The organism is Klebsiella sp. R390, from assembly GCF_051131745.1.
Classification (GTDB): Bacteria; Pseudomonadota; Gammaproteobacteria; order Enterobacterales; family Enterobacteriaceae; genus Klebsiella.
Genome location: NZ_CP180445.1, coordinates 4,012,415 through 4,036,860, shown reverse-complemented (window position 1 = coordinate 4,036,860; position 24,446 = coordinate 4,012,415). Strand labels below are relative to the sequence as shown.

At 54.3% G+C, this 24,446-nt stretch carries 22 protein-coding genes; 10 read left to right on the top strand and 12 right to left on the bottom strand.

Annotation, left to right across the window (positions count from 1 at the left end; genetic code table 11):
* Positions 1 to 151: 151 nt before the first annotated feature.
* Entirely contained in the window at positions 152 to 1,186 is a 1,035-nt protein-coding gene (bamC, locus tag ACMYSP_RS18950; protein ID WP_434583578.1) for an outer membrane protein assembly factor BamC, read from the bottom strand.
* Between the two features lie 16 nt (positions 1,187 to 1,202).
* Complete coding sequence (gene dapA / locus ACMYSP_RS18945; protein ID WP_123755344.1) at positions 1,203 to 2,081, bottom strand: 4-hydroxy-tetrahydrodipicolinate synthase; 879 nt, start codon at positions 2,079 to 2,081, stop codon at positions 1,203 to 1,205.
* 153 nt (positions 2,082 to 2,234) lie between these two features.
* Here dapA and ACMYSP_RS18940 point away from each other — a divergent pair, with 153 nt between their 5' ends.
* Both ACMYSP_RS18940 and bcp read left to right on the top strand, forming a co-directional pair.
* Positions 2,235 to 2,804: a glycine cleavage system transcriptional repressor gene (locus ACMYSP_RS18940; RefSeq protein WP_434587176.1), complete on the top strand. Its 570-nt coding sequence runs from the start codon at positions 2,235 to 2,237 to the stop codon at positions 2,802 to 2,804.
* Positions 2,805 to 2,807: 3 nt separating this feature from the next.
* Positions 2,808 to 3,278 (top strand): thioredoxin-dependent thiol peroxidase, encoded by a 471-nt coding sequence (bcp, locus tag ACMYSP_RS18935; RefSeq protein WP_434583577.1) that lies wholly within the window; start codon positions 2,808 to 2,810, stop codon positions 3,276 to 3,278.
* An 88-nt stretch (positions 3,279 to 3,366) separates the two neighbouring features.
* On the opposite strand, the gene ACMYSP_RS18930 is transcribed toward bcp, so the two are convergent.
* Positions 3,367 to 4,434, bottom strand: a complete 1,068-nt coding sequence (locus tag ACMYSP_RS18930; protein WP_434583576.1) for an AI-2E family transporter — start codon at positions 4,432 to 4,434, stop codon at positions 3,367 to 3,369.
* Positions 4,435 to 4,660: 226 nt separating this feature from the next.
* Between ACMYSP_RS18930 and bepA the strand changes: the two genes are divergently transcribed.
* Complete coding sequence (bepA, locus tag ACMYSP_RS18925) at positions 4,661 to 6,124, top strand: beta-barrel assembly-enhancing protease (protein WP_434583575.1); 1,464 nt, start codon at positions 4,661 to 4,663, stop codon at positions 6,122 to 6,124.
* Between the two features lie 9 nt (positions 6,125 to 6,133).
* Positions 6,134 to 6,493: an arsenate reductase (glutaredoxin) gene (arsC, locus tag ACMYSP_RS18920; protein ID WP_123755349.1), complete on the top strand. Its 360-nt coding sequence runs from the start codon at positions 6,134 to 6,136 to the stop codon at positions 6,491 to 6,493.
* Positions 6,494 to 6,540: 47 nt separating this feature from the next.
* On the opposite strand, the gene ACMYSP_RS18915 is transcribed toward arsC, so the two are convergent.
* The 4 genes from ACMYSP_RS18915 to ACMYSP_RS18900 form a co-directional block, all read right to left on the bottom strand.
* On the bottom strand, positions 6,541 to 7,242 hold the full coding sequence (locus ACMYSP_RS18915; RefSeq protein WP_123755350.1) for a DnaA inactivator Hda: 702 nt from the start codon (positions 7,240 to 7,242) through the stop codon (positions 6,541 to 6,543).
* Positions 7,243 to 7,336: 94 nt separating this feature from the next.
* Positions 7,337 to 8,626: a uracil permease gene (gene uraA / locus ACMYSP_RS18910; RefSeq protein ID WP_123755351.1), complete on the bottom strand. Its 1,290-nt coding sequence runs from the start codon at positions 8,624 to 8,626 to the stop codon at positions 7,337 to 7,339.
* Between the two features lie 97 nt (positions 8,627 to 8,723).
* Entirely contained in the window at positions 8,724 to 9,350 is a 627-nt protein-coding gene (gene upp / locus ACMYSP_RS18905; RefSeq protein ID WP_434583573.1) for a uracil phosphoribosyltransferase, read from the bottom strand.
* 317 nt (positions 9,351 to 9,667) lie between these two features.
* On the bottom strand, positions 9,668 to 11,098 hold the full coding sequence (locus ACMYSP_RS18900; protein WP_434583571.1) for a 6-phospho-beta-glucosidase: 1,431 nt from the start codon (positions 11,096 to 11,098) through the stop codon (positions 9,668 to 9,670).
* Positions 11,099 to 11,335: 237 nt separating this feature from the next.
* On the opposite strand from ACMYSP_RS18900, the gene purM reads away from it, so the two are divergent.
* The 4 genes from purM to ppx all read left to right on the top strand — a co-directional run bounded on the left by purM (position 11,336) and on the right by ppx (position 16,881).
* Positions 11,336 to 12,373, top strand: a complete 1,038-nt coding sequence (gene purM / locus ACMYSP_RS18895) for a phosphoribosylformylglycinamidine cyclo-ligase (RefSeq protein ID WP_434583570.1) — start codon at positions 11,336 to 11,338, stop codon at positions 12,371 to 12,373.
* Positions 12,370 to 13,011, top strand: coding sequence for a phosphoribosylglycinamide formyltransferase (gene purN / locus ACMYSP_RS18890; RefSeq protein ID WP_434583569.1), 642 nt, complete (start codon positions 12,370 to 12,372; stop codon positions 13,009 to 13,011). Before purM ends, purN begins: the two co-directional genes overlap by 4 nt.
* A gap of 274 nt (positions 13,012 to 13,285) precedes the next feature.
* Entirely contained in the window at positions 13,286 to 15,346 is a 2,061-nt protein-coding gene (ppk1, locus tag ACMYSP_RS18885) for a polyphosphate kinase 1 (protein ID WP_434583568.1), read from the top strand.
* 2 nt (positions 15,347 to 15,348) lie between these two features.
* On the top strand, positions 15,349 to 16,881 hold the full coding sequence (gene ppx, locus ACMYSP_RS18880) for an exopolyphosphatase (RefSeq protein WP_434583567.1): 1,533 nt from the start codon (positions 15,349 to 15,351) through the stop codon (positions 16,879 to 16,881).
* A gap of 53 nt (positions 16,882 to 16,934) precedes the next feature.
* Here the strand turns inward: ppx and ACMYSP_RS18875 are convergent, their stop codons facing one another.
* Positions 16,935 to 19,172 carry an EAL domain-containing protein gene (locus tag ACMYSP_RS18875; RefSeq protein ID WP_434583565.1) on the bottom strand — a complete coding sequence of 746 codons (2,238 nt, stop codon included), beginning with the start codon at positions 19,170 to 19,172 and terminating at the stop codon, positions 16,935 to 16,937.
* A 368-nt stretch (positions 19,173 to 19,540) separates the two neighbouring features.
* On the opposite strand from ACMYSP_RS18875, the gene ACMYSP_RS18870 reads away from it, so the two are divergent.
* Entirely contained in the window at positions 19,541 to 19,714 is a 174-nt protein-coding gene (locus tag ACMYSP_RS18870; protein ID WP_154144172.1) for a YfgG family protein, read from the top strand.
* 40 nt (positions 19,715 to 19,754) lie between these two features.
* Here ACMYSP_RS18870 and ACMYSP_RS18865 read toward each other — a convergent pair whose 3' ends face one another.
* Entirely contained in the window at positions 19,755 to 20,648 is an 894-nt protein-coding gene (locus ACMYSP_RS18865; protein ID WP_434583563.1) for a LysR family transcriptional regulator, read from the bottom strand.
* A gap of 191 nt (positions 20,649 to 20,839) precedes the next feature.
* Between ACMYSP_RS18865 and ACMYSP_RS18860 the strand changes: the two genes are divergently transcribed.
* A complete protein-coding gene (locus tag ACMYSP_RS18860) occupies positions 20,840 to 21,952 on the top strand; it encodes an MFS transporter (RefSeq protein ID WP_434587174.1) in 1,113 nt (370 codons plus the stop codon).
* A gap of 114 nt (positions 21,953 to 22,066) precedes the next feature.
* On the opposite strand, the gene ACMYSP_RS18855 is transcribed toward ACMYSP_RS18860, so the two are convergent.
* From ACMYSP_RS18855 to guaA, 3 genes are all read right to left on the bottom strand, one after another.
* Positions 22,067 to 22,399: a type II toxin-antitoxin system RelE/ParE family toxin gene (locus ACMYSP_RS18855; RefSeq protein ID WP_434583562.1), complete on the bottom strand. Its 333-nt coding sequence runs from the start codon at positions 22,397 to 22,399 to the stop codon at positions 22,067 to 22,069.
* Between the two features lie 30 nt (positions 22,400 to 22,429).
* The gene (locus tag ACMYSP_RS18850) at positions 22,430 to 22,663 is read right to left on the bottom strand and encodes a type II toxin-antitoxin system Phd/YefM family antitoxin (protein WP_123755362.1); all 234 of its coding nucleotides are present in this window, start codon (positions 22,661 to 22,663) and stop codon (positions 22,430 to 22,432) included.
* A gap of 159 nt (positions 22,664 to 22,822) precedes the next feature.
* Entirely contained in the window at positions 22,823 to 24,400 is a 1,578-nt protein-coding gene (gene guaA, locus ACMYSP_RS18845) for a glutamine-hydrolyzing GMP synthase (RefSeq protein ID WP_434583561.1), read from the bottom strand.
* Between the last annotated feature and the right edge of the window lie 46 nt (positions 24,401 to 24,446).

Genomic DNA, 24,446 nt, shown 5'->3' with positions numbered 1-24,446 from the left:
TCATTCAGGTTACCTCGACGCGGCAATGGAACGACAACTTCGTCAACAACGAAAGCGACCAACTACGAAGCAAATAGCAGGATTTAGTGTATACGCACACGTTTGCGTCACTATACATGAAAAAGGGCCGGATTACTCCAGCCCTTGTTTATTACTTAGCGAATGCTGCCTGGAATACGGCAACCAGTGCGTCGTTCTGCGACTGGGTCAACGTATGGCCTTTCGGATCGATGAACTGCAGACTACTGCGGTTATCGAGGTCGCCGACCTGCAGTTTGTAGTCACCTGAAACCAGCTCTGGGTCGCGAGCGCCCAGTTCCTGCCAGCTGCTGTCAGACAGCGGCTTGTAGGTCAGCGCCATGCTGCCCTGAGAACGGGTGCTGTCGGTAACCTTCATGCCCACTTTTTCCAGGGTGCCCGGCAGACGTTGCCACACCATGTTAAACGGTGCGCGCACCACCAGCATTGGCAGACCGGTATCGTCGGCAGCGCTCTGCACGTCGAAGGTCGCGCCAGCATTTTTCTGCGCCGCGTTCTGCGCACTGGTGGCGTTCATATCCAGACCTTCGGAGATCACGTTCAGCATCGCGGTGCTGTAGCGCTGCAGCGATGCCGGATCGGAGATCGGTTTGCCCGCCTGTTCCAGATTCACCAGCTTCACAATCACCGCCTGCTGATAGCCCTGCGGTTTCACTGAGATTTGATAGCGACCACGGTACTGCTGGTCTTCATCGAGGCGAGACCATTCTACCCAGTCGGTAGACAGCGTCTGGCTGGCATCGTCACGTTTGGTGATGACATAGTTCTTTGACTGTACGATGCTGGTCACCTGGGCCCACAGCGAACCGCTACGACCGTTCTCAACCATCAGCGTCGCGGTATCACCGTTAAACTGAGTGCGGGCTCCGCTCACCAGTGCCAGAGGCTGAGCCGGTGGACGAATGTCCAGTGCTTTGCCCACGGCGCCTGTGCTGGTCGCGACCGGAATATTATAGTCACTCACCTGAACCGGCAGAATCATGCCAGCAGGTGCGTGAATTTCACTGAGCGGCGCAGCTTGCAGGTAGACCTCGTCGCCTCCAACCTGACGCTTGTAGCGTGAATCGGAACTACAAGCCGCGAGAAGCAGGACCAATGAAACGCCCGCAACCTTCGTCAGGCGCGACTTCTGTACTGAGTAAGCCATCAAATCTCCCTAAACTTTACAGCAAACCGGCATGCTTCAGCGCTGCAGTGACGGCCTTAATACCATTTTCGGTAATCGGCGTCATCGGCAGGCGCAGCGTATCGGTTGCCACAAGACCCAACGCCTTACATGCCCACTTCGCGGGAATCGGGTTGGGTTCGACAAATAATTTTGTATGTAATGGCATCAGACGCTGGTTTATTACACGAGCCTGCGCGAACTGGCCTTCTGCTGCCAGACGGCACATATCAGCCATGTCGCGAGCTGCCACGTTCGCCGTGACAGAAATCACGCCATGACCGCCAAGCTGCATAAAGTCCATTCCGGTGGCATCATCGCCGCTCAACAGAATAAAGTCATCTGAAACCAGCTCTTTGATCTGATGAACACGACTTAAGTTCCCCGTCGCTTCCTTAATACCGATAATATTTTTTACTTCCGCCAGGCGACCGACGGTTTCCGGCAACATATCGCAGCCAGTACGGGACGGCACATTATACAGAATTTGCGGCAGGTCGGTGTGTTCTGCGATGGCTTTAAAGTGTTGGAACAGCCCTTCCTGGGTCGGACGGTTGTAATAAGGGGTGACCGTCAGGCAACCGACAACACCGCTATTGTTAAAACGTTTGGTCAGGCTGATAGCCTCTGCGGTTGCATTTGCACCGGTACCCGCGATAACCGGGATACGCCCGTCAGCCAGTTCAAGCGTCATCATGACGACATCGCCATGCTCTTCATGGCTCAGGGTCGCAGATTCTCCGGTAGTCCCTACCGAAACGATCGCCGAGGTTCCGCTGGCGACATGGTAATCAATCAGTTTTTTCAGGCTTGACCGGCAGACGTTACCGTTTTCATCCATCGGCGTGACAAGCGCTACAATACTTCCCGTGAACATGGGCCATCCTCAGAGCAGAAGTGCAACAAGATTCTCAATGTTACGTTTGGTGCCGTAATAAAAGCAAGAGACCCGACGCCATCAGGGATGTTGTATGCCGGTTTTTTTTATGCTTTCCTAATGTTACCTCACCTTTTTAAAGGAAGAACAGGTTTGACCGCCTCATTACAACACTATCTGGTTATTACCGCTTTGGGCGCTGACCGTGCCGGCATCGTGAACACTATCACCCGCCACGTCAGCAGCTGCGGCTGTAATATCGAAGACAGCCGGCTGGCCATGCTTGGTGACGAGTTTACGTTTATCATGCTGCTTTCAGGTTCATGGAACGCGATTACGCTTATCGAGTCGACCCTGCCGTTGAAAGGCGCCGAGCTGGATTTACTGATCGTAATGAAGCGTACAACCGCGCGTCCTCCGCAAGCCATGCCAAACACCGTCTGGGTCCAGGTTGAGGTACCGGACTCACCACACATTATCGAGCGCTTCACTGCCCTGTTCGATGCGTGGAATATGAATATCGCCGAGCTGGTTTCTCGTACCCAGCTCAGCGGTGATGACGAGTCAGCGCAGCTGTTTATACAGATAACCGCTCACAGTCCCGCAACACAAAATGCATCAAATATCGAACAAGCGTTCAAAGCCCTATGTACAGAATTGAATGCACAAGGCAGTATTAATATCGTTAATTATTCACAGCATGATGAACAGGATGGAGTTTGAGTAATGAATCCACTGAAAGCCGGTGATATTGCACCGAAATTTAGCTTACCGGACCAGGACGGCGAGGAAGTAAATTTGACCGACTTCCAGGGACAGCGTGTTCTGGTTTATTTTTACCCGAAAGCCATGACCCCGGGTTGTACCGTTCAGGCCTGCGGCCTGCGCGATAACATGGATGATTTAAAGAAAGCGGGCGTTGAGGTTCTGGGGATCAGTACTGATAAACCGGAAAAACTCTCCCGTTTCGCCGAAAAAGAGTTGCTGAACTTCACGCTGCTGTCTGATGAAGATCATCAGGTGTGTGAGCAGTTTGGCGTCTGGGGCGAAAAAACGTTTATGGGGAAAACTTACGATGGCATCCACCGCATCAGCTTCCTGATAGACACCAACGGTAAAGTCGAGCACGTGTTTGATAACTTTAAAACCAGTAATCACCACGATATCGTCTTGAACTGGCTGAAAGATAACGGCTAACCGTTCACCTGATATAAGGACGCCGGACCCTGTTTCATCGTTCCGGCGTCCATTTTCACCACTTAATCACGGTTATCCGCGTCAGTCCCTACTTATCCCCTTCCACGACCATGCCATCCGGCCAGGCGTGTACCACTGCTTTGATGAGCGTCGCCAGCGGAATCGCAAAGAACACGCCCCAGAAGCCCCACAATCCCCCGAAGATGACCACCGAGAGGATAATCACCAGCGGGTGCAGGTTCACAGCTTCGGAAAACAGCACCGGGACCAGCAGGTTACCGTCCAGCCCCTGAATAATCAGATAGACCGCAAACAGGCTCCAGAACTCCGGGCCGGCGCCAAACTGGAACAACGCCACGCAGACCACCGGAATGGTCACCACGAAGGCGCCAATGTAGGGGATCAACACCGAGAAACCCACCAGCACCGCCAGCAGCAGCGAGTAGTTGAGGTCAAACAGAATAAAGCCTATCCAGGTTGCCACGCCGACAACTATCATCTCCAGCACTTTTCCGCGGATGTAGTTGGTAATCTGCTGGTTCATCTCTTTCCACACCTGCCCGGCCAGGCCGCGGTTGCGTGGCAGCACGCGGCGCACGGCATTCAGCATCTGCTCTTTGTCTTTCAGCAGGAAGAAAACCATCAGCGGCACCAGCACCAGGTAGACCGCCAGGGTCAGCAAACCGACCAGCGAGGCCAGTGAGTATTTGACCACCGAATCGCCCATGGTCAGCACGCGGCTTCGCATATTGTCCGCCATGGCGTCGAGAATGCCGGCATCCATCAGCGCCGGATACCGGCGGGGAACCGTTGCGGCAAAATCGGAGAGTTTGTTGAGCATTCCGGGCATATCACGGATCAGATAGATCCCCTGCTGCCAGGCCACCGGCATCACCACAAACGCCATCAGCAGCAACACGCCAACGAACAGGATCAGAACAAACGAAGTCGCCCAGGTGCGTGAAAAGCCGACACGCTCCAGTCTGACGGTCGGCCATTCCAGCAGGTACGCCAGCACAATCGCCACCAGTAAGGGCGCCAGCAGGCCGCTGAAAAAGAACATGATGCCGAAACCAGCCAACAAAATAACCAGCAGCGCTATCGCTTCCGGATCGCTGAACCGGCGACGATACCACTGCATTAACATCTCAAGCATAAAACCCTTCCCTGAAGCGCATAGCGGCAAAAAAACCGAGGGAATTGTATCTAAATGTCACCAGAAAGACTTCGCTTTTATTAGCAAAGCCACAAACATTCACGCTCGCATGAAGATCATATTTTCAATAGCCTCTGCGCCAGCTAAACTCGCAGGACGCGCGGATACGGAACATTACGCCGCCCTATCGGTCAAACTGGCACACCCACATTACAGGACAGAGGTTATGTTCAGGCAGTTAAAGAAAACGCTGGTGGCAACCGTCATAGCGTCACTGACGCTGGGTTCAATTTTGCCGGCTTTTGCGGACTCCGCAGATACCCTGCCAGATATGGGCACCTCTGCTGGAAGCACGCTCTCCATTGGCCAGGAAATGCAGATGGGGGATTACTATGTGCGCCAGCTGCGCGGTAGCGCGCCGCTGATAAACGATCCTCTGTTAGTGCAATATATCAATGGCTTAGGTATGCGCCTGGTGTCACACGCCAACTCCGTGCGGACCCCATTTCACTTTTACCTGATCAATAACGACCAGATTAACGCCTTCGCCTTCTTCGGGGGCAACGTCGTGCTGCACTCCGCCCTGTTCCGCTATTCGGATACCGAAAGCGAGCTGGCGTCAGTCATGGCGCACGAAATCTCCCACGTCACCCAGCGTCACCTGGCGCGCGCGATGGAAGACCAAAAACGCAATGCCCCGCTGACGTGGGTCGGCGCACTGGGCTCTATCCTGCTGGCGATGGCCAGCCCACAGGCGGGTATGGCAGCCCTTACCGGTACGCTGGCGGGCACCCAACAGGGGATGATCAGCTTTACCCGCCAGAACGAAGAAGAAGCCGACCGCATCGGGATTCAGGTGCTGCAACGTTCCGGCTTTGACCCGCAGGCCATGCCGGCCTTTATGGGCAAACTGCTCGATGAGTCGCGCTATTCCACCCGTCCGCCTGAAATGCTGCTGACCCACCCCTTGCCGGAAAGCCGTCTGTCGGACGCCCGTAACCGCGCAAACCAGATGCGCCCGGTAGTGGTGCAGTCTTCCGCTGATTTCTACCTGGCCAAGGCCAGAACCCTGGGAATGTATAACTCCGGGGCCAATAAGCTCGGGGATGATTTACTCAACGCGTGGGCCAAAGGCAATATTCGTGAACAGCATGCTGCCCAGTACGGGCGGGCGCTGCTGGCGATGGGAAGCAATAATTACGATCTGGCACGCAAAACGCTACAACCGTTGCTCAGCGCCGATCCGCAAAATGCCTGGTATCTCGACCTGGCAACCGATATTGACCTTGGGCAGAAGAAAACCGCCGATGCCATCAACCGTCTGAAAAACGCCAGTGAAATTCGTACCAATCCGGTGTTGCAGCTGAACCTCGCCAACGCTTACCTTCAGGGCGCTCAGCCGGCGCAGGCGGCGACTATCCTCAACCGTTACACCTTTAACTACAAAGACGACACCAACGGGTGGGATCTGCTGGCCCAATCTGAAGCAGCGCTCGGTCATCGCGATCAGGAGCTGGCGGCACGTGCGGAAGGCATGGCGCTGGTCGGCCAGCTCGACCAGGCGATTACGCTACTGAGCAGCGCCAGCTCACAGGTGAAACTGGGCAGTTTGCAGCAGGCTCGGTACGATGCACGTATCGACCAGCTACGTCAGCTACAGGAACGATTCCGCCCCTATCAAAAAATGTAAGGAGACCCGATGTCTGACGCGGTAAAGATCTACCATAACCCTCGCTGCTCCAAGAGCCGTGATACTTTAAGTTTGCTGAAAGCTAACGGGATCGATCCTGAAGTAGTGCTCTATCTGGAGACGCCGCCGGATGCCGCTACGCTGCGCCAGCTGTTGAAAATGCTCGGCATGGTCAGCGCCCGCGAACTGATGCGTCAGAAAGAGGATCTGTATAAATCGCTGAATCTTGCCGACCCGCAGCTAAGTGAAGACGCGCTGATTCAGGCCATCGTCGATAATCCTAAGCTGATGGAACGGCCGGTGGTCGTCAGCCATGGTCAGGCGCGGATCGGCCGGCCGCCGGAGCAGGTTCTGGAAATCGTGAGCTAACAGGCCAGCGCCATCGCAACGATGGCGCAATCATTAAAGAGAGACGGCTATAGCTTGAGGATCTCTTTCACGAAAGGGATGGTCAGTTTACGTTGGGCGGTGATAGACGCGTGATCGAGCTGATCGAGCGTCATAAAGAGCGAGCGCATTTCACGATCGAGGCGCTTGAGCAGGAAACGGCAGACGTCTTCCGGCATCTCGAAACCACGCAGGCGCGCACGCAGCTGCAGCGCCTGCAGTTTGTCTTCATCAGACAGCGGCTGCAGCTTATAAATCTGCCCCCAGTCAAGGCGTGACGCCAGGTCCGCCAGACCAAGATTCAGCTGTCGCGGCGGGCAATCACCGGTGATCAACAGACGGGTTTTTCCCGACTCGAGGATCCGGTTGTACAGATTGAAAATCGCCATTTCCCATAGCTCATCGCCGGCCACGCACTCGATATTATCAATACAGACCAGCGAAAGCTGCTCCATCCCGTCGAGCACTTCCGGTACAAACCACGTACGCTTATCCAGAGGAACATAGCCCACCGCATCGCCGCGCTGGGAAAGCTCCGCACAGGCGGCATGTAAGAGATGACTGCGCCCCGCGCCTTCACGTGACCAGATATAGATGTACCCGCTATGCTCCTGCCGCAGCACGTTCTGTAACGCAGCAAGAAGAGAGGGATTATCACCCGGCCAAAAACTCGCGAAAGTTTCATCATCGGGAAGATACAGTGGCAAAGAGAGCTGTGCCGGTGCGTTCAGATGGACCTCATCATAGGCTTACAGAAAAACGCGATGAGTTTAGCACGAAGAAGGCGAGGTGAGAACCGGGTGGGATCGCCACCCGGTTGAAGGATCAATGTTTTACATCTTCACTGTCAGCCGCATCCAGGACCACCTCTTCCGGACGCAGAACGCTGATCAATTTAAAGATCAGGCTCAGGCCAACGCCGACAATCGTCGCCAGCGCCATGCCTTTCAGCTCCGCCGCGCCAATGTGCACCTTCGCGCCGCTCACGCCAATGATCAGGATCACCGAGGTCAGAATCAAATTCTGCGCCTTGTTGTAATCCACTTTCGATTCGATCAACACCCGAATACCGGATGCGCCAATCACGCCGTACAGCAGCAGCGACACGCCGCCCATCACCGGCAGCGGGATGATCTGAATGGCCGCCGCCAGCTTGCCCACACAGGAGAGCAGAATCGCGAAGATGGCCGCACCACCGATCACCCAGGTACTGTACACACGGGTGATGGCCATTACGCCAATGTTCTCACCGTAGGTGGTGTTCGGCGTCGATCCAAAGAAGCCGGAGATCATCGTCGACAAACCGTTAGCGAACATCGAACGATGCAGGCCAGGATCGCGGATCAGATCTTTTTTAACGATATTGGCGGTGACCACCAGGTGACCGACGTGCTCCGCAATCACCACCAGCGCGGCGGGCAGAATAGTGAAGATCGCAAACCACTCAAAGCGCGGGGTGTAGAAGGTCGGCAGAGCAAACCAGTGCGCTTGTGCAATCGGCGTGGTATCGACAACGCCCATCACGAAGGAGAGCGCGTAGCCGACCAGCACGCCAATCAGAATCGGGATAATCGCCATAAAGCCACGGAACAGTACCGAACCAAACACCGTGACGCCCAGCGTGACCATCGAAATAATAATGGTTGTGCTATCCGGTGATTGGCCGTCCGCCGGTAACAGACCGGCCATGTTGGCCGCCACACCGGCAAGCTCCAGACCAATGACCGCGACAATCGCCCCCATTGCTGCAGGCGGGAACATGACGTCCAGCCAGCCAGTTCCCGCTTTTTTGACAATAAAGGAGACCACGCAGAACAGTGCGCCGCACATAATAAAGCCGCCGAGCGCGACTTCATAACCTAGCGGTAGCAGCAACAGTACTGGGGAGATAAACGCAAAACTCGAGCCCAGATAGGCCGGGATTTTGCCCTTACAGATAAAGAGATACAGTAGAGTCCCGACGCCGTTGAACAGCAGGACGGTGGCCGGGTTAATATGAAACAGCACCGGGACCAGCACCGTTGCGCCAAACATAGCGAACAGATGCTGCAAACTAAGTGGAATTGTCTGTAAAAGCGGCGGTCTTTCACTCACCCCGATTGCGCGGCGCGTCATAGCGTTTTCCTCTGAGAGTCGTGTAATTAGTTGCTGTGATTTTGTTTTATTCAAAAAAAAGCCGACTCTTAAAGTCGGCTTCTTATTATTCATTCAATTACTTGGTACCAAAAATCTTATCGCCGGCATCGCCGAGTCCCGGAATAATGTATCCGTGGTCGTTGAGGCCCTGGTCAATGGATGCGGTGTACATCTCCACGTCCGGGTGCGCTTTCTCAAGTGCGGCAATACCTTCCGGCGCCGCCACCAGCACCAGCACCTTAATGCTGGAGCAGCCTGCTTTTTTCAGCAGATCGATTGTAGCGATCATTGAACCGCCGGTTGCCAGCATCGGGTCAACCACCAGCGCCATGCGCTCATCGATGTTTGACACCAGCTTCTGGAAGTAAGGAACCGGCTCCAGGGTTTCTTCGTCACGGTAAATACCCACCACGCTAATACGCGCGCTTGGTACGTGTTCCAGAACCCCTTCCATCATGCCCAGACCAGCACGCAGAATCGGCACAACGGTGATTTTCTTACCTTTGATCTGCTCAACTTCTACCGGACCGTTCCACCCTTCGATGGTGACTTTCTCTGTTTCCAGGTCGGCGGTCGCTTCATAAGTCAGCAAGCTCCCTACTTCTGAGGCAAGTTCACGGAAGCGTTTGGTGCTGATGTCGTGCTCACGCATCAGGCCCAGCTTGTGTTTGACGAGCGGGTGTTTCACTTCCACAATCTTCATTCTCTTTCTCCTCTGAGGGGCAGCCACAAAAAAAATCGCGGGATTATACCGCTTTTTTCCATTTGCGCCATAGCCGATCTGTTTGACCGGGATCAACCAAAATGCTTTATGCTGCCTGAACCAGTATATACCCTAAATAATTCGAGTCGCAGGACAACAGGTGAAGCCGAATTGGACAGCGCTTGCGCTGGCCCCTAAGGGGTGAGGCACAGGGAGAGGCCGGGTATTGCCAACGCCCCTGCAATTTGAAATATGACGGGTATAAAACAGAATAAAAAAAACCCCGCACGGGCGGGGCTGGATGAAAAAACGGTCAACTACAACGTATCACCGTTGGTACTAATAACCTGTTGATACCAGGCGAATGATGCCTTACGGCTACGGTCGAGCGTACCGTTGCCTTCATTATCTTTATCGACGTAGATAAAGCCATAGCGTTTTTTCATTTCGCCGGTGCCGGCGGAAACGAGATCGATACATCCCCATGGGGTATAACCCATCAGATCCACGCCGTCCTCAACCACCGCTTTTTTCATCTCAGCAATATGTGCAGAGAGATAATCGATGCGATAGCGATCGTCTACCGTGCCGTCCGCTTCGCGCACGTCGATGGCGCCAAAGCCGTTCTCAACAATAAACAGCGGCAGTTGGTAATGATCCCAGAACCAGTTCAGGGAGTAACGCAGGCCTACCGGGTCAATCTGCCAGCCCCAGTCTGATTTCTGGACGTACGGATTAGAAACCAGGCTTTTCGTCTCGTCATAATCCAGCAGTGGGTTATCGTCGGTCGCTTTGGTCGCGAAGGACATATAGTAGCTAAAGCCAATATAGTCGACGCAGCCCTCGCTCAACGCCTGGCGATCCGCGTCGGTGATATCCAGCTCAAACCCGCGGCGTGCGAAGTAGTTCAGCAGATGCTGCGGATAGCGGCCACGAACATGCACGTCGGTGAACCAGTAGCGGCGATGCATGGCGTTCATCGCCATCATCATATCGTTCGGGGCGCAGGAGAGCGGATAGATTGGGCACATTGCAATCATGCAGCCCACCAGCAACGACGGGTTAATCTCGCGCGCGGCCTTCACCGCCAGAGCGCTGGCGACCAACTCATAATGCGCCGCCTGATACATCACCGGCTCACGGTCTTCACCCGGTTGGTACTTCAGACCTGAGTTAGTGAATGGCGCAAAGTCTTCGTGATAGTTTGCCTGGTTGTTGATCTCATTAAAGGTCATCCAGTACTTCACTTTATGCTGATAGCGGTGGAATACCACTTTCGCAAAACGCACGAAGAAATCGATCAGTTTACGGTTACGCCAGCCACCATATTCCGTCACCAGATGGTACGGCATCTCAAAGTGGGAGAGCGTAATCACAGGCTCAATGCCGTGCTTCAGGCACTCATCGAACAGGTCGTCATAGAATTGTAATCCGGCTTCGTTTGGCGTCAGCTCATCGCCCTGTGGGAAGATACGTGTCCAGGCAATCGAGGTGCGGAAACATTTGAAGCCCAATTCGGCAAACAGCTGAATGTCGTCTTTATAACGATGGTAAAAATCAATCGCCTCATGGTTGGGGTAGTTTTTCCCCGCCACGACGCCATCGGTTATTTCACGCGGCACGCCGTGCGCTCCGGCGGTCATCACATCAGCCACGCTGATGCCCTTCCCCCCTTCCTGCCAGCCCCCTTCAAGCTGATGCGCCGCCACCGCGCCGCCCCACAGAAAACCTTCTTTAAATCCAGACATGTTCTCTTCCTTTTATCCTGAACACAAAAAAGAAACCGGTTTCAGTGGCATGATGGCGATTCCCACAGACAGTGGCAAGCACAAGAATGTACCCGGTTTCATTTTCGTGAACAGTATCAAATTTGTGCATATCGCGGCTGATTCACGCCGACTGTAAAGCAGGCTCGCAAACGTTTGCTATCCCTGTTAGAATTGCGCCGATTTTTCTTGCTACCGCAAATGTGTGGAGATTTCGCAGTGACCGATAAAACCTCTCTCAGCTATAAAGATGCCGGCGTAGATATTGATGCAGGCAACGCTCTCGTCGACCGTATTAAGGGTGTGGTGAAGAAAACCCGTCGCCCGGAAGTGATGGGTGGACTGGGCGGATTCGGCGCACTGTGCGCATTGCCGCAAAAATACCGCGAACCAGTTCTGGTTTCCGGCACTGATGGCGTCGGTACTAAGCTGCGTCTGGCGATGGATCTGAAGCGCCACGATACTATCGGTATCGACCTCGTGGCGATGTGCGTTAACGACCTGGTGGTTCAGGGCGCAGAGCCGCTGTTTTTCCTCGACTACTATGCCACTGGCAAACTGGATGTCGATACGGCAGCCAGCGTCATCAGCGGTATCGCCGAAGGCTGTCTGCAGTCCGGCTGTGCGCTGGTTGGCGGCGAAACGGCAGAGATGCCGGGGATGTACCACGGGGACGACTATGACGTGGCCGGTTTCTGCGTCGGCGTAGTAGAAAAATCAGAAATCATCGATGGCAGCAAAGTTGCCGATGGTGATGTGCTGGTGGCACTGGCTTCCAGCGGCCCACACTCCAACGGCTACTCGCTGGTGCGTAAAATTATCGAAGTCAGCGGTGTCGATCCTCAGACCACAGACCTGAACGGCACCCCGCTGGCGGACCACCTGCTGGCGCCGACCCGCATCTACGTTAAGTCGGTGCTGGATCTGATTGCCAACGTCGACGTGCATGCTATCGCTCACCTGACCGGTGGCGGCTTCTGGGAAAACATTCCGCGCGTGCTGCCGGACAACACCCAGGCGGTCATCGATGAGTCTTCCTGGCAATGGCCGGAAGTCTTCAACTGGCTGCAAACTGCCGGTAACGTCAGCAGCCATGAAATGTACCGTACCTTTAACTGTGGTGTCGGTATGGTTATCGCACTGCCGGCCGATGTTGCCGACAGCGCCATTGCGCTGCTGAGCGAGAAAGGTGAAAACGCGTGGAAAATAGGCTATATCAAAGCTTCAGATTCCGAACAGCGTGTGGTCATTGAATGAAAAATATCGTGGTGCTGATTTCCGGTAACGGCAGCAATTTGCAGGCAATTATCGACGCCTGCGCCCGGAAACAGATCAACGGCACCCTGCGAGCGGTATTCAGTAATAAGGCCGACGCGTTCGGCCTTGAACGTGCACGTGAAGCCCATGTTGCGGCCCACGCGTTAACGGCCAGCCAGTTTGCCAACCGCGAAGCCTTCGATCGCGAGCTGATGCAAGAGATCGATGCTTACGCACCGGATCTGGTGGTGCTGGCGGGCTATATGCGGATCCTTAGCCCGGCGTTTGTCGCCCACTATCAGGGGCGTCTGCTGAATATCCACCCGTCGCTGTTGCCAAAATACCCGGGGCTGCACACGCACCGTCAGGTACTGGAAAACGGCGATGAAGAGCACGGGACTTCGGTGCATTTTGTCACCGATGAGCTCGATGGCGGCCCGGTCATTCTGCAAGCCAAGGTGCCGGTTTTCACCGACGACAGCGAAGACGATATCACCGCCCGCGTACAGGCTCAGGAGCATGCGATTTATCCGCTGGTTGTGAGCTGGTTTGTCGACGGTCGTCTGCGCATGGAGGGAAATCAGGCCTGGCTTGATAATGTTCCTCTGCCGGCGCAGGGATATGCCGCCGAAGAATAAACATCAACGCCTCTGCTTGACCCAGAGGCGTTTTTTTTGGCGCATTTGTCAGTAGCTATACCGTCCTCCCTACCCTCATCTCGTGTCCGTTTATGCAACGACGACGCCCGGGAAGGACCTTGTTTTGTCTACAATATCAGCAAACGAGCAGCACCTTTTTTCTTCGCAGCATATTGAAAGAAAACTGTCATACTTCTTTGACATAGTTGGACATTCAATGGCAAAGCTCGCCATAATGAAAAAGCAACATCAATCAACCGGAGTGTGAGTTGTAATGGGCCAGGAAAAGCTATATATCGAGAAAGAACTCAGCTGGTTGTCCTTTAACGAACGCGTACTTCAGGAAGCGGCGGATAAAAGCAACCCACTGATTGAGCGCATGCGCTTTTTGGGGATCTACTCCAACAATCTCGACGAATTCTATAAAGTGCGCTTCGCTGAACTTAAGCGCCGCATCATTATTAGCGAAGAACAAGGCAGTACCGCCCATTCTCGCCATTTATTAGGTAAAATCCAGGCCCGGGTCCTCAAAGCTGACCAGGAGTTTGACAGCCTGTACAACGAGCTGCTGCTGGAGATGGCGCGTAATCAAATCTTCCTGATCAACGAACGCCAGCTCTCGGTCAATCAGCAGTCCTGGCTACGCAACTACTTCAAGCAGTATCTGCGCCAGCATATCACCCCTATTCTGATTAACCCTGAAACGGATCTGATCCAGTTTCTGAAAGACGATTACACCTATCTGGCGGTAGAAATCATCCGCGGCGAGACCATCAATTACGCCCTGCTGGAAATTCCGTCAGATAAAGTCCCGCGCTTTGTGAACCTGCCGCCGGAAGCGCCACGTCGTCGTAAGCCAATGATTTTGCTTGATAACATCCTGCGTTACTGCCTGGATGACATTTTTAAAGGCTTCTTTGACTACGATGCGCTCAACGCCTACTCGATGAAAATGACTCGTGATGCCGAGTACGACCTGGTACACGAGATGGAATCGAGCCTGATGGAACTGATGTCCTCCAGCCTGAAACAGCGTCTGACGGCAGAACCGGTGCGTTTTGTCTATCAGCGCGACATGCCGGACACCATGGTCGAAATGCTGCGTGAGATGTTCTCTATTTCGCGCTACGACTCGATGCTGCCGGGCGGTCGCTACCATAATTTCAAAGACTTTATCGGCTTCCCGAACGTCGGTAAGGCCAATCTGGTCAACAAACCACTGCCGCGCCTTCGCCACACCTGGTTCGATAAATTCCGTAACGGGTTTGATGCGATTCGCGAGCGCGACGTGCTGCTGTACTATCCGTACCATACCTTTGAGCACGTGCTGGAACTGCTGCGTCAGGCATCGTTCGACCCCAGCGTGCTGGCGATCAAAATCAATATTTATCGCGTTGCCAAAGATTCGCGCATCATTGACTCGATGATCCACGCTGCCCATAACGGTAAAAAAGTCACCGTCGTGGTAGAGCTGCAGGCGCGCTTTGATGAAGAAGCCAACATTCATTGGGCAAAACGCCTGACCGAAGCGGGCGTGCACGTAATCTTCTCTGCGCCGGGCCTGAAAATTCACGCCAAGCTGTTCCTGGTGTCACGTAAAGAGGGTGATGAAGTGGTCCGCTATGCCCATATCGGTACCGGCAACTTCAACGAAAAAACCGCCCGCTTGTATACCGACTATTCGTTGCTGACCGCCGATGCGCGTATTACCAATGAGGTGCGTCGCGTCTTCAACTTTATCGAAAACCCATACCGCCCGGTAAGCTTCGATTATCTGCTGGTTTCGCCGCAGAATTCGCGCCGCCTGCTGTATGAAATGATCGACAGAGAGATCGCCAACGCCCAGAACGGACAACCTTCCGGCATCACGCTGAAGTTGAACAACCTGGTGGATAAAGGACTGGTAGATCGCCTGTATGCGGCCTCAAGTTCCGGAGTGCCGGTTAATCTGTTAATACGCGGCATGTGCTCCCTGATCCCCGGTCTGGAAGGCATTAGCGAAAACATTCGCGTGACCAGCATCGTTGACCGCTTCCTGGAACACGATCGCGTCTATGTCTTTGAAAACGGTGGCGACAAACAAGTCTGGCTCTCTTCCGCAGACTGGATGACCCGCAATATAGACTATCGTATTGAAGTCGCCGCCCCGCTGCTGGATCCGCGCCTGAAACAGCGCGTACTGGATATTTTTGATCTGTTGTTCAACGACACGGTCAAAGCACGCTATCTTGATAAAGAACTGAGTAATCGCTATGTACCGCGTGGCAACCGCCGTAAGGTACGCGCACAGCTGGCGATCTACGACTATCTCAAATCACTCGAACAGCCCGACTAACTATGCCAATAAACGAAAAAACCCCTCGTCCTCAGGAGTTTGCTGCGGTCGACCTTGGTTCAAACAGTTTTCATATGGTGATCGCGCGTGTCGTCGACGGCGCGATGCAGATCATCGGCCGCCTGAAACAGCGGGTTCACCTGGCCGATGGCCTGGATGAAAACTCCGTGCTTAGCGAAGAAGCGATAACCCGCGGGCTTAACTGCCTGTCGCTGTTCGCGGAACGCCTGCAGGGTTTTTCTCCCTCCAGCGTATGCATCGTCGGGACCCATACCTTACGCCAGGCGACAAACGCCGCTGAGTTTCTCAAGCGTGCGGAAAAGGTGATTCCCTATCCGATTGAGATAATTTCGGGTAATGAAGAAGCACGTCTGATTTTTATGGGCGTTGAGCATACGCAACCGGAAAGGGGCCGAAAACTGGTCATCGATATCGGCGGCGGTTCGACGGAGCTGGTGATTGGCGAGGATTTCGAACCGCGGTTGGTGGAAAGCCGGCGCATGGGTTGCGTCAGCTTCTCGCAGATCTACTTCCCTGGCGGCACCATTAACAAAGAGAATTTCCAGCGTGCGCGCCTGTCGGCCGTGCAGAAGCTGGAAACGCTGGCATGGCAATTCCGTATCCAGGGCTGGAACGTGGCGCTGGGTGCTTCCGGCACCATCAAAGCCGCGCAGGAAGTACTGGTGGCGATGGGCGAGAAAGACGGTTTTATCACCCCGGAACGTCTGGAAATGCTGGTGGATGAAGTTCTGAAGTATAAAAACTTCGATGCTCTCAGCCTGCCGGGGCTGTCGGAAGAGCGCAAAGCGGTTTTCGCTCCCGGACTGGCGATCCTGAGCGGCGTTTTTGACGCCCTGGCGATCAAAGAGCTGCGTCTGTCCGACGGTGCACTGCGCGAAGGCGTGCTGTACGAAATGGAAGGACGTTTCCGCCACCAGGATATCCGCAGCCGCACCGCACAGAGCCTGGCAAACCAGTACAATATCGACCGCGAGCAGGCGCGTCGGGTGCTGGAAACCACCACTCATATGTTCGAACAGTGGCAGGAACAGAATCCTAAACTGGACAACCCGAATCTGTCGGCGTTGCTGAAATGGGCGGTTATGCTGCACGAGGTGGGGCTGAACATTAACCACAGCGGCATGCACCGCCACTCGGCGTATATTTTGCAGAACAGCGACTTGCCCGGCTTCAATCAGGAACAGCAAATGCTGATGGCAACGCTGGTTCGCTATCATCGTAAAGCCATCAAGCTGGACGATTTGCCGCGCTTTACGCTATTTAAGAAAAAGCAGTTCCTGCCGCTGATTCAGCTTTTGCGCCTGGGTATCTTGTTGAATAACCAGCGTCAGGCGACCACCACGCCGCCTACGCTGCGTCTGAAAACGGAAGCTAACCACTGGACACTGGTCTTCCCGCACGACTGGTTCAGCCAGAATGCGCTGGTTCTGCTCGATCTGGAAAAAGAGCAGCAGTACTGGGAAGGCGTGCCCGACTGGTTACTGAAAATCGCCGAAGAAGAGCCCGACAGCTAATCCGCATGTAATCCGCAGGCCGGGTTGAGACAACCCGGCCGCGTTCTTACCCGTCAGCCAGCCTTTGCCATGTCCCTGTTCGCCAGAGAGGCCAGCGGAACCGGTGCGCCAATGTCACTGCCCTGCAGGTAGTCAATCCCCAGTGACTGCACCACCTGTCGAATCTCCGGCGTATCAACAGCCTCCGCCACCACCAGCATATTTTTCATCCGCGCCAGATGACAAATCGATGCCACCACCTGGTAATCAAGACTGCTGGAAGGCAGATTGCGAATAAAGCTGCCGTCAATACGCAGTAGATCGACATCCAGACTTTTCAGTCGTGCATAGCTGGCGGAACCCGTACCAAAATCACGGATGACCACGCGGCAGCCTAGCGTCTGCAGCTGTGCCACAGTTTGCCGCGCAAGTTCTGGATTGGTGAGCGTATGGTTTTCCGTCAGCTCAAAGATTAACTGCCAGGGCTCAACATCGTAGCGCGTCAGCAGGATCTCCACTTCGCCGGGGAACTGGCTTCTGCTGGCGGAAACCGGTGAAAGGTTCATCGCCAGCCGTAGTCCCGGAAGCGTTTGCCGGTGCTGGTTCATAAAGGCGATGGTGTGCTCCAGCACCCACAGGTCGATACGCGAAGCCAGGCCAAACTCATGCGCGACCGGAAGGAAAGTTTCCGGGTAAATCAGCGTTCCGTCTTCCCCCACCATTCTCAGCAACACTTCATGATAGCTATCGCCGCGAATGCCGACGATCGGCTGGGCAGCCAGCTGAAACTGATTGTTTTCCAGCGCTTGCTGGATCTGGTTCATCATCGCCACTTTATCTTTCAGCTCGGACTGGATATGCACCGCACCGCGGCGCTGCAGATTTTCCGGCTGGCCGCTGGTCAGTGACATATCGGCAATATTGTTGAGCTCGCCTAATAACAAATAGAGATGCTGAACCGGTGAGCGAACGCTGCAGTAGCTGATCCCGACGGTAGGCTGCAGAGGTATCCCGTCCCAGACAAAGCGGAACCGCCTGATGTGTTCAGCCAGTGTAGCCATTCGTGCCTTATGTTCACCGCTATTCAGACGGAGCACCAGGTCATGCCCGGAAAGATGGTAAACGGCTTCATTCGCCTGTAAAACGTCGCTTAAATGCTCGGCAAGCTGCTGTTTATATTGAATACGTAACAGAACGCCATAATGACGGCCGAGCAGTTCCAGTTCCGGCATCCGCAAAAAACAGAGTACTGACCAGATTGAGTTATCCAGCGAGCGGCTCAGCGCCCGTAAATTGGGCATATGGACAACCGGATCGAGAAATGCCATTCGCCGAACCCGGGCATGAATCATACGCTGTTGGGTCGCCAGCATGGCCATATAAGCAATAATAAAAGAGAACACCAGGTAGCTCGAAGAGGTGATCGCTATCTGGTTATGATAAACCATCGAAGAGGGTAAATATCGTTCATGAAAATGAATTACCAGAATCAGCACCAGCGACCAGATCAGCGAGATATAGCGATAACCAAAACGCATCGCGCCCCATAACATCACCGGCATAAGTAATGATAATGTATAATTTGTGCTAAATATCGTACTTCTGCTATTCAGTGGCATAAATAATAGTGCCAATAACATTAACAACGACGCAGTCCATAACACAAATTCGACATATTTTATTTTTGGGTCAACCTGCAGATTCGCTTGTGAAATAAACCCGCGGACATACCATGGATTACGAATAATACGAATCAGAAAATAGCACAGCGGCACACCGGTTAAACAACCGACCATCAACGCCTGAAAAGTAATTAGCGTACGCAGGCTTAGCGGATCCACGCCAATCAGATCCGCCCGTCGCGGATGCATCCCCAGATACTCGGCCAGTTGGGAAATCACGAGAAAAATGAGTGACGGCAGAAACATTTGCCAGAACAATCGGTGTGGCATCAGGCTCACATTGCCATGCGCGATATGCTGCCGGTGCGGCACAAAGATTCGATATCCGCCCCAGCACAGCACGGTGGGTATCAGAAAATGAAAAATAACGCTGACCACATTCCCTGGACTCATTCCGCGCGCGACAGTACACAGAAGGCCAATGATAATACCTGGCAGTGCCGCCCAGCCAAAAAAAAGCATCAGGCTCAGGACCAGCGCTAATGGCAAATAGTAAAGGGAAACTTCACTACCGTTGAGTTCAGCGTAGGTATTTGCCGCTCTTGCCAGAGGCAGTAAAAGCATAGGTAAGATAAGCGGCAGCGCCCACCATTTATCCCGGTACTGTTTATAATGTTTAATTATTGTCATTGATGCTCTATGGATAACCCAGATTCCAGCAGGGTATATTCAGGCAGGCATCCAACCCAACCATCCTGACCGCGAAATAATAACGACGCGGAACGAACAGACGATTTTAGTGACCAACAGCCACGCACAGTTGATTTAAATCAAATAAATTATTCTCTCACATTAATAAATCTTATTTTTTTGGCATTGAACCGCCGAACGAGAAATCATGTAAATGTGATGAGTGCATTACATAACATTAAGTGATGTTTGAGCCGCGGATTTTTACATCCTCATCAATTGACCCTGCGCCCTTCCTGTGCCTTAATACCCATATCGCCCACTTGTGGGTATACTTTAAGGAACCTTTTGTGAGTCAGGCACCCAGTATGCGTAAACGACATCGATTTAACCGTCGCATGACCCGTATCGTACTGCTTATCAGTTTTATCTTTTTCTTTGGACGATTTGTCTACTCCTCCATCGGCGCCTGGTACCATCATCAGGACAAGATCCAGTCTCAGCAGTCTACGATTACTGTTGATACTCCCCCGCGGGAATAAGCCGACACAGTCGTGTCAGCCACATGTCGGTCGCGTCGCCTTAAACGGGGAAACGCACACCGCGTAGCAGACGCAACATTTCACCGATCCCTTTGCTGAGAATTTTATCCTGGCGCATGACGACACCTAACTGTCGGTGCAGACCCGGCGTCAGCGACTGAACAAATAATCCGTGCCGGTCTTCAGGCTGCTCAACCGCCATGCGCGGGACAATGCTATACCCCAAACCGGCGCGCACCATGCGTTTAATCGCTTCAATGCTTCCCAACTGCATAACCGGGGCCACCAACAGCCCAGCGGCACGGAACCAACCGTCGATGAGCTCCCGGGTTCCGCTTCCTGCCTCAAAGGCAATCAACGGCAGCGCGTGTAACTGCTCTGGCGTCAGCGGCGATGGTAACTCGTCCCCATCGCGGGCAAAGATAAAAACAAACTCCTCATCCAGCAGCGAAGTGACGGCCAGGCTACGCCCGCTGGCAGGAAGCGTCACCAGCCCCAGATCGAGTCGGTTCTCTTCCACGGCCCGCACAATATCAACCGTATTGCCGGTCGTAACGCCGACCGTCAGCAGCGGATGTGCCAGCCGCAACTGCTGTAACAGCGGAGGCAAAAGGTGAATACAGGCCGTGGCCCCCGTCCCCAGCGTTATCGACCCACCGATCTCATGACTACACTCATTGACCGACTGCAGCGCGGCGCTGACCGCACGGTCGATATGCTCACTGTGACCCAGCAGCGCCTCTCCGGCGGACGTGGCTTTAATACCACGTCCGGTACGCTCAACCAGGCGGGTCTGAAGAAACTGTTCCAGCTGGCGTACCTGCAGGCTGACCGCAGGCTGCGATAGCCCCAGCACATCGGCCGCGGCAGAAAAGCTCCCGCGTTGGACCACCAGCCGAAAGGTCGCCAGATATCCCAGATTAAGCATCGTCATTGCAAAGTTTCTCTTATAAGGGTCATAAATGAACCGGTCTGCCAGCACAATAGCGTGCGGGTTATGCTGCCGACAACCGCATAACTGACTGGAACACCATAAAAGTGACTGAACAAACGCGCTCCCCTACCGCTTTACTCACGCTGGCTGTCGGGTGCAATCAGCTGATTAACTGGGGGATTTCATTTTATATGCCGGGCACCTTTGCCCGCGCCATCCACCAGGACACCGGTTGGCCCGCGATCCACATCTACCTTGGCCTGACGTTCGCCATGCTGATAATGGCGCTGCTCTCTCCTTTCGTCGCCCCGCTTCTGGCCCGGGCAGGCGGCCAGCGAGTTGTACTCTGCGGTACGCTGGCGATAGCGGTGGGCTGTTTCATGATGGCCGGGGTACATACCCTGGTTGGCTGGTTGGGCGCCTGGCTGCTCACCGGCATCGGCATGCGTCTGGCGCTCTACGATGCGCTGTTTGCCGCGCTGGTGAATCTTTACGGCCAGCAGGCGAGGCGAACGATCTCCCGGGTCACGCTCGCGGGCGGGTTAGCGTCCGCCCTGTTCTGGCCGCTGGGCGCCGCGTTGCTGACGGTGACGGACTGGCGGCACGCGCTGCTGATCTACGGGCTGCTGGGCCTGCTGAGTGCGCTCCTGCTCTGGCGGATGCCCAATCACACCCAGCCCGTCGCGATACACCAACGCGAGCGTCTTCCCGCTTCGCGTCATGAAAGGCGCATGGGGCTGCTGTACGCCACGCTGATCGCGCTGGTCACCTTTGTCTCCAATGGCACCTCCACTCACCTGCCGGAATTTATTGCCAGTTATGGGCTACCGGTGGCGGTGGGAATGCTGTGGGGCGTGGGGCAAACCGGCGCTCGATTTCTGGAGGTCGTGACCGGCTCCGCGCTCACGCCGCTGAAACTTACCCTGCTGACCACCTTCCTGATGCCGCTGTGTTTCGCCCTCGGCCTGAGCGCCTCCAGCATCGCATGGGCCGCTGCAGGGTTTGTGCTGGGCTATGGCGCCATTAATGGGCTGGCCACGGTGTTTAAGGCCACGCTGCCGCTACAGCTGTTTGCCACCCAGGATTACGCCCGCCGCACCGGAATCCTGCTGATCCCGGCCCAGCTGCTGGCTGCAGCCTCACCATTTGGCTATGCCTGGCTTAATCAACATCTCGGGATTCAGGGAAGTTTAGGGGTATCCACTGGACTGGCGCTGGTGGTCGCCGGGCTGGCGCTGACCATTGCTCGTGGCCAGACTCAACGTCCATCACCGGCGCTTAGCGAGCCTGATGTGCAGGTGTAGATTACCCATTTCCAGGCCACCTTAATACTCGGTCTAAAATGAAAATTCCCTCTGCTTTTACAGTGGGATTTGGAGGAATAACCGCCACGCAATGGTGTAAAAAAAAGCGGGTTATCAGGCAACGATCAGACGCTTAAACAGTAACTGCTGGATGTCCTGGCGATGGGACAAGATCGCATGTACTGTCACCCGCGTTCCGTCGACAGAATACAAAACCCGGTAGCCTTCAGCGTGGTTAAATTCCCGATACTTCGCACAGCCAATTTTCAGCAGCTCGGGGCAGATCTGGCATCCCAATGGAAACTGGCTCACGGTACGTTCGAACTGCGTGAGTATATCCGCGATAACCGGGCGCGGTTTAACATCAACCCGGCGGAGATAACTCGCAATGGTGTCGATGCAGTGCTTTACAGTAAGCGTATATTCAAAGGTGACCAGCGGTTCCATGGAAATCCCTTTACGTTGCGTGCTCTGGGTTTAATCCGCAATCCCATCCAGCAGTTGGTCTTTTGAGAACAAGCGCCCGTCAGATTTATCCTTCTCCGACAGAGTCAGCAGTTTCAACAACGCGATGGCGTTTTCCCGTTCCTGCTGCTGGTCGTAGGATTCGATAACATACGCAGGTACACCATTTTGTGTCACCAGGATCGGTTCAGACAAATCAAGCGTCGCCGCGTTTTTTTTAACGTAGCTGATGGTCTCTACTTTCATGATGGCTTCACCGAATAATCATATACTGGTTTTAATATAGACCATTTTTAGACCACCAACAAGATGCAGCGCTCTCACTTCCGATTGAGTTATTGGGAACCCATAAAACGAAAAAACCCTCTGTAAAAACAGAGGGTTTTGTTTAATCACGCCGGGAGATTATTCCCACTCAATCGTAGCTGGTGGTTTGCCGCTGATGTCATAGACCACGCGGGAAATACCGTTCACTTCGTTGATGATGCGGTTGGACACACGGCCAAGGAAGTCGTATGGCAGGTGCGCCCAGTGCGCGGTCATAAAGTCGATGGTTTCGACCGCGCGCAGGGAGACAACCCAGTCGTATTTACGGCCATCGCCCATGACGCCAACGGAACGAACCGGCAGGAACACGGTAAACGCCTGGCTCACTTTGTTGTACAGGTCAGCTTTGTGCAGCTCTTCGATGAAGATAGCGTCGGCGCGGCGCAGCAGGTCGCAGTACTCTTTCTTCACTTCGCCCAGCACGCGAACACCCAGACCTGGACCCGGGAACGGGTGACGGTACAGCATGTCGTACGGCAGGCCCAGCTCCAGACCAATCTTACGCACTTCGTCTTTGAACAGCTCACGCAGCGGTTCAACCAGACCCATCTTCATCTCTTTCGGCAAGCCGCCCACGTTGTGGTGAGATTTGATGACGTGCGCTTTACCGGTCGCGGAAGCGGCAGACTCGATAACGTCAGGGTAAATAGTGCCCTGTGCCAGCCACTTAACGTCTTCAAGCTTCAGCGCTTCTTCGTCGAACACTTCAACGAATACGCGGCCGATGATTTTACGCTTGGCTTCCGGGTCGTTTTCGCCCGCCAGCGCGGTCAAGAAGCGGTTTTCGCCTTCAACGTGAACGATGTTCAGGCCGAAGTGGTCGCCGAACATATCCATTACCTGCGCGGCTTCGTTCAGACGCAGCAGGCCGTTATCGACGAAGACGCAGGTCAGGTTTTTACCGATAGCGCGGTGCAGCAGCATCGCGGTGACCGAGGAGTCAACGCCGCCGGACAGGCCGAGGATAACTTTATCGTCACCGACCTGCTCGCGAATGCGGACAATCGCGTCTTCGATGATTTTTGCCGGGGTCCACAGCGCTTCGCAGCCGCAAATTTCCAGCACAAAACGCTCCAGCAGACGCTGGCCCTGACGAGTGTGGGTCACTTCCGGATGGAACTGCACGCCGTAGAAGCGTTTTTCTTCGTTGGCCATAATGGCAAACGGACAGGTTTCGGTGCTGGCAACGGTCACGAAGTCGGACGGGATAGCGGTCACTTTGTCGCCGTGGCTCATCCACACGTCCAGCAGCGGCTTACCGGCAGCGCTCAGGGCGTCTTCGATGCCGCGAACCAGCGCGCTGTCGGTTTTCACTTCAACCTGCGCGTAACCAAATTCACGCTCGTTGGAGCTTTCAACGTGGCCACCCAGCTGCATTGCCATGGTCTGCATGCCGTAGCATACGCCAAATACCGGCACGCCAGCGTCGAACACATACTGCGGAGCACGCGGGCTGTTGTGCTCAGTGGTGCTTTCCGGGCCGCCAGAAAGAATGATGCCGCTTGGGTTGAACTCACGAATTTGAGCTTCTGTCACGTCCCATGCCCACAGCTCGCAATAAACCCCTAATTCACGTACGCGACGTGCAACCAGTTGGGTGTACTGAGAACCGAAGTCCAGGATTAGAATGCGATGTTTATGAATGTTATCCGTCATTGACGTTTATTCCAGAGCAGTAGCGATTAAATAAAATCGCCCGGCG

Excerpts from the sequence above, each read along its gene's own strand:
- bamC (WP_434583578.1), bottom strand. The coding sequence starts at position 1,186 with ATGGCTTACTCAGTACAGAAGTCGCGCCTGACGAAGGTTGCGGGCGTT.
- dapA (WP_123755344.1), bottom strand. The coding sequence starts at position 2,081 with ATGTTCACGGGAAGTATTGTAGCGCTTGTCACGCCGATGGATGAAAAC.
- bcp (WP_434583577.1), top strand. The coding sequence starts at position 2,808 with ATGAATCCACTGAAAGCCGGTGATATTGCACCGAAATTTAGCTTACCG.
- ACMYSP_RS18930 (WP_434583576.1), bottom strand. The coding sequence starts at position 4,434 with ATGCTTGAGATGTTAATGCAGTGGTATCGTCGCCGGTTCAGCGATCCG.
- bepA (WP_434583575.1), top strand. The coding sequence starts at position 4,661 with ATGTTCAGGCAGTTAAAGAAAACGCTGGTGGCAACCGTCATAGCGTCA.
- arsC (WP_123755349.1), top strand. The coding sequence starts at position 6,134 with ATGTCTGACGCGGTAAAGATCTACCATAACCCTCGCTGCTCCAAGAGC.
- uraA (WP_123755351.1), bottom strand. The coding sequence starts at position 8,626 with ATGACGCGCCGCGCAATCGGGGTGAGTGAAAGACCGCCGCTTTTACAG.
- upp (WP_434583573.1), bottom strand. The coding sequence starts at position 9,350 with ATGAAGATTGTGGAAGTGAAACACCCGCTCGTCAAACACAAGCTGGGC.
- ACMYSP_RS18900 (WP_434583571.1), bottom strand. The coding sequence starts at position 11,098 with ATGTCTGGATTTAAAGAAGGTTTTCTGTGGGGCGGCGCGGTGGCGGCG.
- purN (WP_434583569.1), top strand. The coding sequence starts at position 12,370 with ATGAAAAATATCGTGGTGCTGATTTCCGGTAACGGCAGCAATTTGCAG.
- ppk1 (WP_434583568.1), top strand. The coding sequence starts at position 13,286 with ATGGGCCAGGAAAAGCTATATATCGAGAAAGAACTCAGCTGGTTGTCC.
- ppx (WP_434583567.1), top strand. The coding sequence starts at position 15,349 with ATGCCAATAAACGAAAAAACCCCTCGTCCTCAGGAGTTTGCTGCGGTC.
- ACMYSP_RS18875 (WP_434583565.1), bottom strand. The coding sequence starts at position 19,172 with ATGACAATAATTAAACATTATAAACAGTACCGGGATAAATGGTGGGCG.
- ACMYSP_RS18870 (WP_154144172.1), top strand. The coding sequence starts at position 19,541 with ATGCGTAAACGACATCGATTTAACCGTCGCATGACCCGTATCGTACTG.
- ACMYSP_RS18865 (WP_434583563.1), bottom strand. The coding sequence starts at position 20,648 with ATGACGATGCTTAATCTGGGATATCTGGCGACCTTTCGGCTGGTGGTC.
- ACMYSP_RS18860 (WP_434587174.1), top strand. The coding sequence starts at position 20,840 with ATGCCGGGCACCTTTGCCCGCGCCATCCACCAGGACACCGGTTGGCCC.
- ACMYSP_RS18855 (WP_434583562.1), bottom strand. The coding sequence starts at position 22,399 with ATGGAACCGCTGGTCACCTTTGAATATACGCTTACTGTAAAGCACTGC.
- ACMYSP_RS18850 (WP_123755362.1), bottom strand. The coding sequence starts at position 22,663 with ATGAAAGTAGAGACCATCAGCTACGTTAAAAAAAACGCGGCGACGCTT.
- guaA (WP_434583561.1), bottom strand. The coding sequence starts at position 24,400 with ATGACGGATAACATTCATAAACATCGCATTCTAATCCTGGACTTCGGT.